This is a genomic window from Rhodococcus sp. AC861 (assembly GCF_979256035.1).
The window spans coordinates 855,837-870,600 of the sequence record NZ_CEEDMW010000001.1 but is presented as its reverse complement, the minus strand read 5'-3'; the positions used below and the strand labels follow the sequence as shown (position 1 = coordinate 870,600).

The 14,764-nt window shown below is 64.9% G+C and carries 12 protein-coding genes; 3 read left to right on the top strand and 9 right to left on the bottom strand.

The window, feature by feature from the left end; all coding sequences use genetic code 11:
- Positions 1-4: 4 nt before the first annotated feature.
- The 9 genes from AC0IX4_RS04160 to AC0IX4_RS04120 all read right to left on the bottom strand — a co-directional run bounded on the left by AC0IX4_RS04160 (position 5) and on the right by AC0IX4_RS04120 (position 11,053).
- Complete coding sequence (locus tag AC0IX4_RS04160; RefSeq protein WP_471828136.1) at positions 5-577, bottom strand: TetR/AcrR family transcriptional regulator; 573 nt, start codon at positions 575-577, stop codon at positions 5-7.
- A gap of 35 nt (positions 578-612) precedes the next feature.
- Positions 613-2,136, bottom strand: a complete 1,524-nt coding sequence (locus AC0IX4_RS04155) for an aldehyde dehydrogenase family protein (RefSeq protein ID WP_471828135.1) — start codon at positions 2,134-2,136, stop codon at positions 613-615.
- Between the two features lie 55 nt (positions 2,137-2,191).
- Positions 2,192-2,980: a 2-keto-4-pentenoate hydratase gene (locus AC0IX4_RS04150; RefSeq protein WP_471828134.1), complete on the bottom strand. Its 789-nt coding sequence runs from the start codon at positions 2,978-2,980 to the stop codon at positions 2,192-2,194.
- A 75-nt stretch (positions 2,981-3,055) separates the two neighbouring features.
- Complete coding sequence (locus tag AC0IX4_RS04145; protein WP_471828133.1) at positions 3,056-4,240, bottom strand: multidrug effflux MFS transporter; 1,185 nt, start codon at positions 4,238-4,240, stop codon at positions 3,056-3,058.
- An 80-nt stretch (positions 4,241-4,320) separates the two neighbouring features.
- Positions 4,321-4,812 carry a hypothetical protein gene (locus tag AC0IX4_RS04140; RefSeq protein ID WP_471828132.1) on the bottom strand — a complete coding sequence of 164 codons (492 nt, stop codon included), beginning with the start codon at positions 4,810-4,812 and terminating at the stop codon, positions 4,321-4,323.
- Positions 4,803-6,731 (bottom strand): primary-amine oxidase, encoded by a 1,929-nt coding sequence (locus tag AC0IX4_RS04135; RefSeq protein WP_471828131.1) that lies wholly within the window; start codon positions 6,729-6,731, stop codon positions 4,803-4,805. The genes AC0IX4_RS04140 and AC0IX4_RS04135 overlap by 10 nt, the downstream gene beginning before the upstream one ends.
- A gap of 103 nt (positions 6,732-6,834) precedes the next feature.
- Positions 6,835-7,671: an alpha/beta fold hydrolase gene (locus AC0IX4_RS04130; protein ID WP_471828130.1), complete on the bottom strand. Its 837-nt coding sequence runs from the start codon at positions 7,669-7,671 to the stop codon at positions 6,835-6,837.
- Positions 7,672-7,675: 4 nt separating this feature from the next.
- A complete protein-coding gene (locus AC0IX4_RS04125; protein ID WP_056071001.1) occupies positions 7,676-9,124 on the bottom strand; it encodes an APC family permease in 1,449 nt (482 codons plus the stop codon).
- A 1,209-nt stretch (positions 9,125-10,333) separates the two neighbouring features.
- On the bottom strand, positions 10,334-11,053 hold the full coding sequence (locus AC0IX4_RS04120; RefSeq protein ID WP_056071150.1) for a FadR/GntR family transcriptional regulator: 720 nt from the start codon (positions 11,051-11,053) through the stop codon (positions 10,334-10,336).
- Between the two features lie 113 nt (positions 11,054-11,166).
- On the opposite strand from AC0IX4_RS04120, the gene AC0IX4_RS04115 reads away from it, so the two are divergent.
- The 3 genes from AC0IX4_RS04115 to AC0IX4_RS04105 are packed head-to-tail and all read left to right on the top strand — an operon-like array spanning position 11,167 to position 14,764.
- Entirely contained in the window at positions 11,167-12,798 is a 1,632-nt protein-coding gene (locus AC0IX4_RS04115; RefSeq protein WP_056071153.1) for an AMP-binding protein, read from the top strand.
- Between the two features lie 8 nt (positions 12,799-12,806).
- Positions 12,807-13,577 carry an enoyl-CoA hydratase-related protein gene (locus AC0IX4_RS04110; RefSeq protein ID WP_056071156.1) on the top strand — a complete coding sequence of 257 codons (771 nt, stop codon included), beginning with the start codon at positions 12,807-12,809 and terminating at the stop codon, positions 13,575-13,577.
- Positions 13,574-14,764, top strand: a complete 1,191-nt coding sequence (locus AC0IX4_RS04105; protein ID WP_056071159.1) for an acyl-CoA dehydrogenase family protein — start codon at positions 13,574-13,576, stop codon at positions 14,762-14,764. Before AC0IX4_RS04110 ends, AC0IX4_RS04105 begins: the two co-directional genes overlap by 4 nt.

The window sequence follows — 14,764 nt, the reverse complement described above, 5'->3', positions numbered from 1 at the left end:
ACCGTCAGGTCACCATTCGTCGCAGCATCTCCCGTACTTGTTCCAGTAACCGCGATGTGCGGTCGTCGTCGGCGAAGATCATGTGTTGCAACACGATTCCATCCAGAGCGGAGAACACCAGGCCGGACACCGATCCGTCCGGATCGGGGACGTGCGCAGCGTGCAGCGTGCCGGCGACCTGGTCGGTGTATCGCCGATACAGCCCCCGCACGTTCTCGATCGGCAGATTCCCACGCACAGCCTGTGTCGTCTCGTCGTACTGCAGCAATTGACGACGCCGGGAACCATTCAACGTCTCGACCAGGCCGGCGGCGAACTCGTCTATCGAGTTCGCCGCCAGTCCTGCCTCGTCGGAGTCTTGAGTCGCTGCCCGGCGGAACGCTTCGACCAGCAGCTGCTCACGGGTTCCGAAATGGTGTCGGACCAATCCGTGTGCCATTCCCACACGTGCCGCGACCGCTCGGTAGGTGACCGCCTGAAGACCTGTCTCGCCGGCGATGTCGATGGCAGCGTCGAGCAGTCGATCGCGGGTGGACTGGTCGGTGTCACTGTCCAGGGAGTCGTCGGCGGCGCTCATGCACACAGCCAATCACGCCGCCGACCACCCGGTCTCTACTGGCCGGTCAGACCCCACAGAGGCGGCCGTGCGTCCCCGAGATCGATGTTGACGGACTTGACCGCGGTGTACTCCCGGAGGGTCTCGAACGAAAGTTCACGTCCGAATCCGCTGTCGCCCCGGCCACCCATCGGCATACCGGGCGGGAGGTCGAACCAACGATTCACCCAGACGATGCCGGCATTCAGACGATCGGCGAACTGGTGCGCGCGGCGCAGGTTCTGGGTCCATACCCCGGCGGCCAAGCCGTACGGCGACGCATTGGCGCGCGCGATCGCCTCGTCGTCGGTGCGGTATCGCTCCGCGACCGTGACCGGGCCGAACACCTCGGTACGCACGATCGTCGACCGTCCCTCCGGATCGGCCAGCAACACGGGTCGGTGGTAGAAACCCTCGCGTAACGAGTCGTCGAGCTCGAGCGGTTCGTCACCGACGACGACCGACACACCTTCGGCGCGCGCCTTCGCGACGTGAGCGCTGACCAGCTCCAGTTGACGACGCGAGACCAGTGGGCCCATCTCGCTGCGCGGGTCGGTCGCATCGCCCACCCTGATCGTGCGCGCCACCGCCGCGAACCGGTCGACGAAGTCGTCGTGGATGTCGTCGTGCAGAAGCAATCGCGACGAGGCTATGCACGCCTGCCCGTTGGCGAGATAGATCCCCATCAGGGCGTCCTGGACAGCGAGATCGAGATCGGCGTCGGCAGCCACGATCATGGGTCCCTTGCCACCGAGTTCCATCAGACTGGGGCGAAGGATCTGCGCCGCCGAGCCGAGGATCGCCCTCGCGGTCTCGGGACCTCCGGTGAACGAGATCTTCGCGACGCCCGGATGGGAGACCAGAGCCGCGCCCGTCTCGGGTCCGAAGCCCGTCACGATGTTGAGCACCCCGGCCGGCAGCAGATCGGCGATCAGGCGGGTGAATTCCAGAATGCTCGCGGAGGCGTACTCGGAGGGCTTGACCACCACGGTGTTACCCGCGGCGAGTGCCGGTGCCACCTTGTTCGCGAAGGTGATCAGCGGGGAGTTCCACGAGATGATCGCTGCGACGACTCCGAGGGGTTCGCGCTTGGTGTAGAGCAGAGTGTCGGCGTTCGACAGTGGGATCTGTTCACCGTTGAAGGCGCGCACGACGCCGGCGTAGAACCGGAAGATCGCGGTGACAGTGGGGATGTCGGCGATGCCCGCCTCCCGCACAGGCCGGCCGTTCTCGGTCGCCAGGAGGGCGCCGAAACGTGCGCCGTCCGATTCGAATCGATCGGCGATGGCCAGTAGCACTCTCTGACGATCTTCCTGCGTCGTCCTGCGCCACAGCGTGAACGCGCGGCCCGCCGCCTCGACAGCGGATTCGACGTCGTCGGCCGTCCCCTGCGGCAGCACCGCCCACGGGGAACCGACGCTCGGATCGACAGCGTCGAAGACGTCACGGGAGCGCACCCACTCGCCTCCGATGAACTGCTCGTAGTCCCCTCCGGGTACGAAAGCCGCGCGCGCGGACTCCGTCGACAATGTGGTGGACATTGCTTCTCCTTCTGACGTGACTTCGGTCGGCGACGGGTCCATCCCGACGACGGTGCTAACGGAACGACGCCGTGACGGATCCGAGACCGGTCAACGACGCCGTGACCGTCTGTCCTGCCACGACCGGGCGCATCGGACCCAGCGCTCCGGACAGGACCACCTGCCCGGCACGCAGAGGGCGGCCGAGGTCGCGAGCGGTCCGCGCCAGCCACCGGACAGCCGTGACCGGGTCCCCGAGGCAGGCAGCACCGGTGCCCTCGGACACCTGATCACCGTCGATGGTCATCGTCATCGATACGCCGACGAGGTCGAGGTTCTGCACTCTTACCCGGTTCTCGCCGAGCACGTAGGCGCCCGCCGACGCGTTGTCGGCAACGGTGTCGGCGAAGCTGATGTCCCACTTCGCGATACGGCTTCCGCAGACCTCGAGAGCAGCGACCACGTAGTCGGTCGCCGACCGTATCTGGTCCGCATCGAGCGGCCCGTCCGCAAGATCGTCGCCCAGCACGAAGGCGATCTCGGCCTCGACACGAGGTTGCATCACTGCGCCCGTGGGAATCTCGGCACCGTCACGATGAGCCATGTCGTCGAACAGAATTCCGAAATCCGGACGATCGACACCGAGTTGAGCCTGCACGGCCTCGGAGGTCAGGCCGATCTTCCGCCCCACGACGGTCGCCCCCGCCTCCTGACGTCGTAGGGCGAGTATTTCCTGCACGTCGTACGCTGCCGACACGTCGTCGCGGCCTATCAGGTCGCGCACCGGCTCGCATGGATTGTTCTGGGCAGCAGCATGATACAGCCGCGCAGCGGCGGCCTCGATGTTTCTTCGGCTCACAGTCATGTCGCAAGCTTCGGACACGGGTACATCACCGACAACACCCGCGTCTCGCTCAGTGATCCCCCCGGCCACGCCAAGTCACACGGACGCCACCGGACGCGGCCGAAGGCCGACAACGGCGAGTACCACGGCGATCGATGCGGCGAACGCCATCGACGATGCGACCGCGAGAGCATCGTTTCCGAGGAGTCCGACCACCGGGGCGGCCGCTGCGGCACAGGCGAACTGGACGCCGCCGATCACCGCCGCCGCGGTTCCGGCGACCGCTCGCTTGTCGGCCATGGCCTGCGCCGGAGCGTTCGGTAGGACTGTGCCCATCACCGCCAGCATCAGTAACACCGGAACGATGAACCCGGTCACTCCGCCGGAGCCGGTCGCCGCCAGCACCACGAAGACGACTGCCACGGCCGCGCCGAGGAACAACGCCTTCAGCAGCACTGTGCGTGTCGGCCATCGACGGACGAAGAGCACGTTGAGCTGGGAGGAGGCGATCAGCACCACAGCGCCGGCGGCGAAGGCCCACCCGAACTGGTACGGCGTGAGCCCGAAGCTGCCTTGCAGGACGAACGGCGACGCCGAGATATAGGAGAACATCACCACCCGCCCGAGACCGCACACGAGGACCATCGATACGAAAGCGCGGTCGGAGCCGAGGGCCAGGTAGTTCCTCATCACTCTGCGCGCGCCCGCCTTCTGGCGTGCGCTCGGAGGCAGTGTCTCGGGCAGTGCCACCATCCCGAGAACGACCGACGTCAGCCCCAATGCCGCCAGGACGACGAAGATCACCCGCCAGGTCGACACGTCGACGACGAGACTACCGATCGACGGCGCCAGAATGGGTGCCACGCCCATCACCAGCATCAACCGGGACAGCATGGCGGCGGCGGCATCACCGTCGTACAGATCTCGCACCACGGCCATGGCGAGAACGGCCCCCGCGGCGCCTCCGAAACCTTGGATCACTCGCAACACCGCGAGTGCCTCGATCCCCGGCGCGACGGCACAGCCCAGTGAGGCGACCACGTGCAGTGCCGAGCCCACTATCAGCGGTAGTCGCCTACCCATCGCATCCGAGAGCGGACCGATCACCAGTTGTCCGGCTGCGAACCCGAGCAAGGTACCGGTGAGCGTGAATTGCACCGCCGTCTCCGAGATTGCGAACTCTGTCGCGATGAACGGGAAAGCAGACAGGTACATGTCGACGGTGAACGGTCCGAGCGCGGTGAGTGCACCGAGCAGCACGACCAGACGACGTCGGGTCATGCCGCTCGGTGCACTCGCGGCGGGGACGACAGAGCCGCTACCCCGACTGCGGCCGGCGGCCGTCGTGGAAAGAAAGTCGGTCAACGCGACGAGCGCAGAACGCGCACGGCCGCGCCTACGGCCACCACGACCTGCAGGACCGCGAGAATCAGTCCGGCCTGCATCGGTCCATCGATCAGTCCTGTGGTTGCCGGATTGCCGGATCCGGTCATGCCCGCGTCGGTGTGACCCATCGCCGCGTGGTCCATTCCGGCGTGAATCCGGTGGCCCGCACTCGAGTGCACCAGCAGCATCGCGATCCCGAAACCGGCGGTCACCATGTACCCCCGGAGCGAGCCACCGCTCCCCCGTCGGCACGTGAACGCCATGCAGAGACCGGACAGCAGGAGCATCGGCACGACCATGGCGAGCATCGACGTTCCGGTGACCAGCAGCAGCACCACGTGCATTCCGAAGCACAAGACGGCGATTGCGGGAAGCGCAGAAATGATCAGATCGACCGGCGACGCGCTGTTCTCCCGCCGAGTGCCGGACAGCGCTATGGCGTCGACCGGTCGATGCGTCAGTGACATGACGGGCCACTGTCGGACGTACCGCCGGTGTGTGCCGTCGACGAGGCGGGCACGTCGAGTGCAGGGTTCTTGTCGAAGAAGTTGACGGGCAACAGATGGAAGCCCACCACCTCGGTCGGCATGACCGGCCAGTCCTCGGCACGCGGGATATGCGTCACGCCCAGGGTGTGCCACAGAACGACGTCCGTGTTGTCGGTCGCGCGATTCTCTGCGGTCCACCGGGGAAGACCGTCACCGGAGCGGCTCTGATTGGGAAAATCGCCACTGGGGCGCATCTCGGCGGGAGAATACGGCGTCACCCACATGTTCCTGGTGGCGAAGCCAGCGCGAGCTGCGATGAGAGACGGTGCTTGCGCCAACATCGTCGCCGAGGACCACCCGGGCAAGAACTTGTACCCCACCGGGTTTCCCCACGCGTTGCGCTTCGACGTGTTCACGACAGACCAGCTGCGAGACGATTGCGGGTTGGTGTGGTCGTCACCGGTCAGCTCGCGGTCGATGATCGTCTTCTTGACGCCGATCGCGTTGCCGTACGGGTTCTCCGGACCCACCGGCACCCCGTAGGCATCGTTCTGTACGACCGTGTTCTCCCAACCGTCGATCTCGGTGTCCAATCGGAAGGAGAACAGGTGCTGGTGATAGCTGGACACGAGATTCTCGGCGATGCGGGTGCCGTGCGCGGACGTCTCTCCCGCTTCGACGGAACGGGTCTGCACGATGCCCAGCAGCTTGACCTCCATCTGGATGGACGCATCCTGATAGAAGTTCCAGTAGAAGCCGTAATGGTAGTTGCCGACAGTGGCGATGAAGCTGATGACCAGCCGACGTGAGCGACGCACATCCACCTTGCCGGTCATCCAGTCGGTGTGCTTCCACAGGATGCCGGCGTCCTCCTCGTGAATGCAGATGGCGTTCTCGATCGTGGTCGGCTCGCCGCTCTCACCGGCGTTCACCGCGTCCAGGTAGACGATCTCGCCCAGACAATCGCACCCGAGCCGCAAAGAATTCGCGAGCTTTCCGAGGCCGAATTCGCCGGCATCGAACGCACTGCGCCAGAAGTGCTCCTTGGACGGATCGCCGTAGGGAACGACCATCTCTCCCAGGGACGCGCGATGGAGCACCGAGCGGTAGTCGTCGCCGTCCTGGTACTCCACCGCGTGCAGGACCAAGCCTTCGAGCGGATGCCAGTTGATGCGGAATCGCCACTTCTGCCACGTCAGTTCATGGCCGTCGATGGTGAATCCGACGCCCTCCGGCTGGGTGATGTGCAGCGGAGCGATGTCGGAACGCATCGGCTGATTGGCGTCCGCCGTGTAGTTGGCCTGGTCGACGTTCATCGGCCGAACCCCGAAGTCGTGCACCTCGAGGACCTTCATCGCGACCAGGTCGACCACAGCGATGACGCCTTCGATGGGATGCGCGTACCCGTTGTCGTCGGGGAAATCGCGGTAGTAGGACACTGATCCCGCGAGACGTCGGCCCTCCACCTCGTAGTCGAGCACGCCGGGAACTGCCATGTTGGCCACTCCCCACGGGTCGATCTGAACCTTGCTCATGTCGGTGATGCCTCGCAGGGCCAACGCGGCTACATAGCGCGGGTCCTGCTTGATCAGGTCCGGAGCGAGGTCGAACTCGTCGAGGAGGACAGGTGCGGCGCCGTCCGTGATCACCTCCGAGGAGACGACTGCAGCAGCCTCGAGATCGACGACGACGTCGTGTGTCGTGCCGGATGCGCGATCGACGAGCAAGACCCGTGCACGACGGGGGATTCGATGGCCCTCACGGAGCAGTCGTTTGTCGGGTTCGTCGGTATAGACCGCGGCGAATCCAGGCCTCGCAGCGATGGCTTCACGGCGGACGACATCCGCGACGAGGCTGAACTCGTCAGCAGTCAGGGAATCGAAGAGCGGGTTACGCACGGGTGGTTCCTTTCATGGCGTTCATCCGGCTCGGGTTGCGATGTGCCGGCGTGTGATGCCCACACAACCAGCGAGTCGACCTGCGTGCAGCTGAAGGTTCTGCTCAGCGATCCACGGTCGTTCGAGCGTTCAGAAACTCCACGACCGCGCCGGCGACTTCCACCGGCAACTGCTCCATCATCGGAATCGTCCCGCCCTCGACGACCACGATCTCCACGGCGGACGCACCGACGAGCGCTCGTCTCATCACCTCGACATCGGGGAACGAGAACGGGTCCGCATCACCGCCGAGGACGAGTACCGGCGCGGACACCGAGGCGATGCGGTCCTCCATCACGTAACGCGCACAGGCGTTGTGACCTTCGGCGGGATCGACTCCGGGCGCGAGAGCATCGCGCACGAAGCGATCGAGAAGGTCGGGACGATGTGCGGGGTAGTACGGGGCGCGTTGGTTCCACCACGTGATCAGGTGACCTCCGTCGTCGTCTCTCTCCGCGGCGTCGACGGAGGGTCCGTCCTTGTGACGAGCGCGGTATTCGGGTCCGGTGAAGGAGGGGGACGACAGCACCAACGCATCCACACGACCGGCTGCTGCGGCAGCGAGTTCCACGGCGACGACGGCCCCCGTGTGATGACCCAGGACCGAGAAGTGGTCGAGCCCGAGGGCATCGGCCAGATACAGGGCACCCGACGCGTACTGCTCGATCGACTGCGGCCCGGACGGTTTGGCCGACTGACCGAATCCGTACATGTCCATCGCGATCACGCGACGTGACGACGCGATGAGGGGCAGAAGTTCGGCGAACTCGTCGCAGGAGCGCGGAGTCTGATGCAAGCAGATGAGCGGGACGCCGTCGGAACCGGCTTCGGCGTAGTGCAACTGCCCGAGCGGTGTGTCCGCGTAGCCGTGCCGAACCGCGGTCGCGTCATCCTTCGGCACAGCGTCAGTCGACAAGGGTGCGTCCCATGTTGGCGTACGCCTCCGGGCGGTTCCTCCGTGCATGGAGCGCGACCCCGACAGCGACAACGATGGTGAGCACGTGAAGCAAGGGCAACCCGTTGATGATCACCGAATCGGTGCCGGTGATAGCGGGGAAATTGGACAGTGCGAAGTACGTGATCGCGCCGAAACCGATCAATGCCAGGGTGGGCGCAACCGTTCGGGCCCAACCGAACTGGCGCTGCCGCGCGAAGAACACCAGCACTGCCAGCGAGGTGGTGGTGATCAGGACCATCAGGCCTACCGCTCCGAAACCGGTGAGCGAGGACGAGAGGTTCGTCAGGGGGTCGAGACCGGCTAGAGCGAACGCCACGATGACGAGCGTCTCGATCACGTAGCTCGTCGAGCCGGCGACGACAGGAGATTGATGGCGCGGATGCAACGTACGCATCGACCGCGGTAGGAATCCGTCGCGCCCCAGAGCGAAAAGGTAGCGCGACGCCGCGTTGTGGAACGCGAGCATCCCGGCGAAGCAGCTGGTCACGATCAGCACCTCGAGCGTCGTGGTCCACGCCGGCCCGACGAACTCGTCACTGAGGTCGTAGACGAACGTGCCCGGACTCGCGGCCGCTGCAGCCGTGGCACCGCTCGAGCTGGCGAGGAAGGCCCACGATGTCAGGACGAAGAACAGTCCGATGCAGGCCATCGAGATGTAGGTCGCCCGTGGAACTGTGCGCTGCGGATCACGCGCCTCTTCTGCGTAGATGGCCGTTCCCTCGAAACCCTGGTAGCACGAGAACGCGAAGATCATGGCGACGCCGATGACTCCTGGAACGAAGACCTCGCTGGGGCTGAAGGATTCCAGCGGCAGACTTCCGAACCCGTTCCGCGCGATGATCGCGACGTCCAGCACGACGATCACGACCAATTCGATGACGAGAGCGACGCCCAGGACTCCAGCAGCGAGGGTGATCTTGCGATACCCCAGGAGGAACGTGATCAGCAGACCAGCCAGTGTGTAGACCCACCACGGAAGATCGATGCCCGCCAGCTTGTTCATGCTGCCGGCGGCGAAGAAGCCCATGGCGCCACCGGTGGCGACGGAGAGGGCGATGTACGCACTGCTGGCGATGTAGGCACCGGCCAATCCGACGGGACGGCCCAACCCCTTGACGATGTACGCGAAGAAGGCCCCGGCATTCTGCACGTACGGAACCATCCGTGTGAAACCGACCGCGAACAACAGCATGATCACCACCACGAACACGTACATGCCGGGCGTGCCGAGTCCCACTCCCAACCCGAACGCGAGCGGCAGGATCGCCACCGCGCCTCCTGCAGGTGCGACGGTGGCCATCACCATGAACACGATGTGGGCGACGTTCAGGCTCCCCTGCGCCAGCTCGGTCGTATCCTCCGCCGACGACGTGCCGTTCTGCGTGCGTGGCACCATAGATGTCAACTCCTCGAACCTGTGCAAGTGACGGCGGATGCCGTCGGACGCGATCAGTGTGAAGAGTTGTCGCCCCGATCATCACCAGCATGGTTCACTCAGCGACACCACGGACCCGTGCGCACCGAACTCGATCGATGCGAGTGGTTGCTGTCGGCGTCCACCGACGTCCGCACGCGTCCACGCCACCCGTGACGGGAGGTGAAGCGAGTGGTGTCCGTCCACAGAAGTCTCCGGAGGTCCACCGACCGTCGTGGACTCTTCGGCGCAAAAGTTCACCCACAGCCACTGACGTCCACCCGAGTCCATCGAACGGGTTACGGATGAGTTGTGACAACTCGTGACATCGAGCCGAAATCCACTAGTTCTGCCAGGTGACCGGACGTCCCTGGACCGTGGTGGACCTGCACGGACGTACCGCGGGAAGTCGTGAAACGAGAGGTCAGATCAGGCTAATTCGGAACACTTTTGCTGGTCAGAGGCATATCTAGAGCCTCCTTTCGGGATTGAACCGAAGACCGCTCGCTTACAAGGCTTCGACGGCACGATCAGGTGGATACACCTGGACTCACGAAGACCGTCCTGATCTGCGTATTCGTCCATCACCGTCCGCCGCGGTCCACCTCCGTCCGTCCCGACTTGTGACACTCTCGTGACACCGAGACTGAGCCGCCCGGCCCAAATATCGGCGTGTAACTAGCTGTGCCACAGGGTGTCACACAGCCATCGGTCAGTTCGGTCGACGCCAGGTTTCTGTCGGTGCGTGCACCGGCCCGTCCCTTTACCATTGTCGAGCATTCGGCGGAGCCACAAAAGCTCGTTCCTGTCTTCGACGACAGGCGTATCTTGCGCCAACGCTCGGTCGACGCAGGTGTAACGCTGACCAAAAATCCGCGCAGACTGCATGCGGCCGAATCGCATCCGCGCGGTTCGGAACGCCTCACTTGAGCAGCTTGGTCAGCGGTCTTGATCGGGGCAGACACCGTTGAGCCGAGAAGCCCTTACCCCTTGGACCTTCCGCACTTCACACTTTCGACGTCTGCACAAGCGGACGAAGGCGGGGCTCAATCCGACTAGGCGGGCTGCGAACTGGTTACCAGCTTAGGGTTGGCGATCGAAGACCTCAAAACCGCTCTGAATACCCAACCTCACGGCGGCAACGACCATGCCTACAGGTTCCAAGTCGTTCTCTGGCACAGCTGACGCTAGTTACATCTGCCACCGAACGGGCCCGGATATGATCTCGGACAGCCGGCGACGGTAGTACTTGGCCGTCTCCTCGACGAATGCGCTCATGGTGGCCGCCGCGGCGTCCTCGTCGCGCGCCCGCATCGCGTCGAGTACGTCCTGCTGCATCTCGATCGCCGCCAGCCGCGTCGCGATGGGGTGCTCGTTCGGCTCGGCGTCCCGCACGAGCAGCCACAGGGTTTCCATGACGATGTTGAGCACCGGGTTGCCGGCGGCGTCGTAGACGCTGCGCTGGAAAGCCGCGTTGTTCTCCTGGAAGTTGGCGTAGTCACCGGGGTCTTCGCGCATCCGGTCCAGCGCGGTCTGCATGACGTCGACCTGCTCGTCGCTGATGTTCGCGGCCGCTTCACGCGCCACGATCGGTTCCAGCATGAGCCGGACGTCGATGACGTCGCTGATGTTGGCCCCGTCGATCTGCAGGAAGAGTTTCATCGTGTTGCCGAGCGACTCGAGTTGAGGGCGCTTCGCTACCGGACCGCCGCCGATGCCCGACTTGATCGTGACCAGGTCACGGCTCTCGAGCAGCCGAAGCGCTTCACGAACGGTGGTCCGTGCGACGCCGTGCTCGGCCACCATGTCCTTCTCGGTGGGCAGTCGCTGCCCTTCGACGATGCCACCGGCCAGGATCTCGTCGGCGATGAGGTTGGCGATCTTCGCTGACATCTTCGGGGCCCGGACCATCGAACAACCATAGCCGTCGGCAGGTGTGCTCTACGTTAACTCTATACATAGTTTGCGCGGTTAGTTACTGTAGTTGTTGTCAGAAAAGTAACGACTCACGGCAGGGAGTAGCCATGTTGCCGACAAGGCCGCCGACCGCCGCTCTCGCGCACTCGTATCGAGCCGGCGGGCATTGGCAGGACCGGCCGATCGGGCACTACCTGACCCGCGCGGCACGCGAGTACCCGGACGCGGTCGCCGTGGTGCAGGGTGATCGACGCGCCACGTTCGCCGACATCGACCGGGACGCGACGCGACTCGCGGCGGCCCTGCACGCCCGAGGCGTCACGTCCGCCGACGTCGTCTCGTTCCAGCTCCCGAATTGCGTCGAGGCGGTCGTCGTCTTCCAGGCCGTGATGAAACTGGGCGCTGTGGCCAACCCCATCGTGCCCATCTACCGATCACGCGAGCTCCGCTTCATCCTCGGACAGTCACAGGCGAAGGTCGTCTTCGTTCCCGACGAGTTGCGTGGAGTCGACGTCGACGCGATGTACCGCGATCTGGCAGCCGACCTACCGAACCTCGAACTCGTCGTCTCCGTCGGAGAGTTGGACGATCTGCTGAGCCAGGTCACGGACGAGATGGTCACCGAATTACGTTCGCTTACATCACCTTCCGCCGACGACGTCTGTCTACTGCTCTACACGTCGGGCACCACCGCCGACCCCAAGGGCGCGCTCCACAGTCACAACACCCTGGTCTTCGAGAACATGTCGATGATCGACTGGTTCGGGCTGAACGAGACCGACGTGATCTTCAACCCCTCACCGGTCACCCACGTCACCGGTGTCAACTGCGCGCTCGTTCTTCCGTTCCTTCTCGGCACGACCGTTGTCCTCCAACAGACTTGGGACCCGGCGACGGCCTTGCGTCACATCGTCGACGAGCGCTGCAGTTTCATGATCTTCTCGACGCCGTTTCTCCGCGGGCTGCTCGACGCAGCCGAATCGGCGCAGGAGCAAACACCGTCGATCAGGTACATCGTCTGCGGCGGAGCCGACGTACCCGACACTCTCACCGCGGCGGCCACGATTCGCCTCGGCACCGTGGTCCGCATGTACGGCGCCACCGAGGGGCCGTCCGTCACCACGGCCGATCGGTGGGATTCCCCGGCTGTGCGCCAGAACTCCGACGGGCGCCCCATCGCACCCACCGAGGTGATCGTGTCGGACGCAGCCGGCGGAGTCGGCGAAATTCTGTGGCGCGGACCGGACACGTTCCTCGGCTACCTGGACCCCGCCCTGAACGCCGACGCCTTCACGCCCGACGGATTCTTTCGTACCGGCGATCTCGGCAGCTTCGACGCCGATGGCGCCATTCACGTGGTGGGCAGGATCAAGGACATCATCAACCGCTCCGGGGAGAAGATCAGCGCCCACGACGTCGAGAATCACCTCGGTGCCCATCCCGCCGTGATCGAGGTCGCCGTCGTCGCGGGACCCGATTCCGTTACGGGAGAACGGGGATGCGCGTTCGTCGTCACCCGCGATCATCAGGACATCACCCTCGACGAGGTCCACCGCTTCCTCCTCGACCGCGACATAGCCGTGCAGAAGATTCCCGAAAGCATCTTCGTGGTGGACTCGCTCCCCAAGACCGCCAGCGGCAAGGTGCAGAAATTCGCCCTGCGCAACTGGACACGCGATCGCGCTGCCGTGCCGGCGCAGATGGCGGCGATGACCTTCGCCGCGTCACACGAGAAATAGAGGCTCCCTTGTCTTCAAAGCCCGAACACGTCGTGGTCACCGAGCCCGAACCCGGTATCGCGCTGGTCGAGTTGGCCCGCGGCAAGGTGAACGCGATAGACACGCAGATGTACCGGGAGATCGCCAGCGTCTTCGAGGCACTGTCCGACAACCAGGACGTAAGGGTCGTGGTGCTGACCGGACGCGGCCGCATCTTCTGCGCCGGCAACGATCTCGGCAACTTCCGGGTGATGGACGCAACCAGCGGCGTGGTCGACATGCGCGAGGCCAAGCGTGCGATCTTCGGAGTGCTGGACTGCGCCCTGCCCGTGATCGGCGCGATCAACGGACCCTGCCTCGGCAGCGGATTCGGTCTCACGTCGATGTGCGATCTGGTGGTCGCCTCCAACCGGGCGACGTTCGGCCTTCCCGAGATGGGGGTCGGCGTGCTCGGCGGTGGACGCTTCACCGCGCGGATGCTGCCCCAGCAAGCCATGCGCCGGATGTTCTTCACCGCCGAGTCCGTCGATGCGGAGACGCTGAAGAACTGGGGTGCTCCGATCGAAGTCGTTGCGCACGAGGAGTTCATGGCAACCGCGATGTCTCGTGCTCGTTCGATAGCAACCAAGAGTCGGTACGCGCTGACCCTCGCCAAACAGTCGCTCAACGGCTGCGAAGACGTAGACATCAAGCGCGGTTACGAACTCGAGCAGTCGTACACCCTCCGCTTGTCCGAACACCCCGATTCCAAGATCGCCGTCGAGGCGCGCATCGCCGAGATGGCAGGAAGGAAGTCATGACGATCGACGTGCAGGCATTCGCCGAGAAGTCCGCGGCGTGGCTCGAGGAGAACCTGGAACGCCGGACGGGCACCACGACGTCCGATCCCAACTACGCGATCTTCCACAACCGCAGCCACGACGAGGAACGCGAACTGATCGAAGCTGCGGCACAGTGGCAGGGCCGCCGGGTCGACGCCGGATTCGGTGCGATCACGTGGGCCCCCGAGTGGGGCGGACCGGGACTGACGGCGAGTCACGAGCGCGTCTACGTCGGACTCGAGCGGCAGTACGATGTGCCCGAACGACACGAGACCGTCTTGGTCACAGTCGAATTGGTGGCGCCGACCATCCACGCCCTGGGTTCGCCCGAACAGCAGGCTCAGTTCGTGGCGCCCTTCCTGCGAGCCGACGAGCTGTGCTGCCAGCTGTTCTCGGAACCGGGCGCAGGCTCCGATCTCGCCGGCCTGTCGACGAAGGCCGTCAAGTCCGACGGCGGCTGGCGCGTCAACGGCCAGAAGGTGTGGAGTTCGGGGGCTCAGTTCTCCAAGTGGGGTCTTCTCATCGCCCGCACCGACACCACGGTTCCGAAACACCGCGGGATGACCGCGTTCATGATGCCCATGGACGCACCCGGCGTCGATATCAGACCCATCCGGCAGATGTCGGGCGGATCGACATTCAACGAGGTGTTCCTCGCCGACGTGGAGTTGCCCGACTCGCTGCGCATCGGCGCCGAGGGCGACGGGTGGACGGTCGCGCTGACGACGCTCGGGTTCGAGCGCAGTTCGAGCGCCGGCATCGTCAGCGCGGGCGGGAACAGCACGGACCTGGTCAGGCTGGCGAAGAGCCTCGGCATCTCCGACGATCCACTGGTCCGACAGCAGCTGGCCGAGGTCGCCGTCTACGAACGAGCGTCGGCCCTGATGGTTGCCCGATACGCCGAGCGCGAGCTGGCGGGAGGCGTTCCAGGAGTCGAAGGTTCGATCGGCAAGCTGGTCTGGACCCAGAACCTCAAGCGCATCGGCGACGCGGCGGCGGCGTTCCTCGGCCCCGCCATCCTGGCGGACACCGGGGCACCCGACACCTTCGCGTGGACCGAGCATCTGCTCGGCGCTCCGGGGTACCGGATCGCGGGCGGTTCGGACGAGATTCAGCGCAACATCATCGGCGAACGCGGGCTCGGCTTGCCTCGCGAACCACGTTAG

What these genes read in the sequence shown, in the direction of transcription:
- AC0IX4_RS04160 (WP_471828136.1), bottom strand. Translation starts at nt 577, where the DNA reads ATGAGCGCCGCCGACGACTCCCTGGACAGTGACACCGACCAGTCCACC.
- AC0IX4_RS04105 (WP_056071159.1), top strand. Translation starts at nt 13,574, where the DNA reads ATGACGATCGACGTGCAGGCATTCGCCGAGAAGTCCGCGGCGTGGCTC.
- AC0IX4_RS04155 (WP_471828135.1), bottom strand. Translation starts at nt 2,136, where the DNA reads ATGTCCACCACATTGTCGACGGAGTCCGCGCGCGCGGCTTTCGTACCC.
- AC0IX4_RS04145 (WP_471828133.1), bottom strand. Translation starts at nt 4,240, where the DNA reads ATGACCCGACGTCGTCTGGTCGTGCTGCTCGGTGCACTCACCGCGCTC.
- AC0IX4_RS04150 (WP_471828134.1), bottom strand. Translation starts at nt 2,980, where the DNA reads ATGACTGTGAGCCGAAGAAACATCGAGGCCGCCGCTGCGCGGCTGTAT.
- AC0IX4_RS04120 (WP_056071150.1), bottom strand. Translation starts at nt 11,053, where the DNA reads ATGGTCCGGGCCCCGAAGATGTCAGCGAAGATCGCCAACCTCATCGCC.
- AC0IX4_RS04115 (WP_056071153.1), top strand. Translation starts at nt 11,167, where the DNA reads ATGTTGCCGACAAGGCCGCCGACCGCCGCTCTCGCGCACTCGTATCGA.
- AC0IX4_RS04125 (WP_056071001.1), bottom strand. Translation starts at nt 9,124, where the DNA reads ATGGTGCCACGCACGCAGAACGGCACGTCGTCGGCGGAGGATACGACC.
- AC0IX4_RS04140 (WP_471828132.1), bottom strand. Translation starts at nt 4,812, where the DNA reads ATGTCACTGACGCATCGACCGGTCGACGCCATAGCGCTGTCCGGCACT.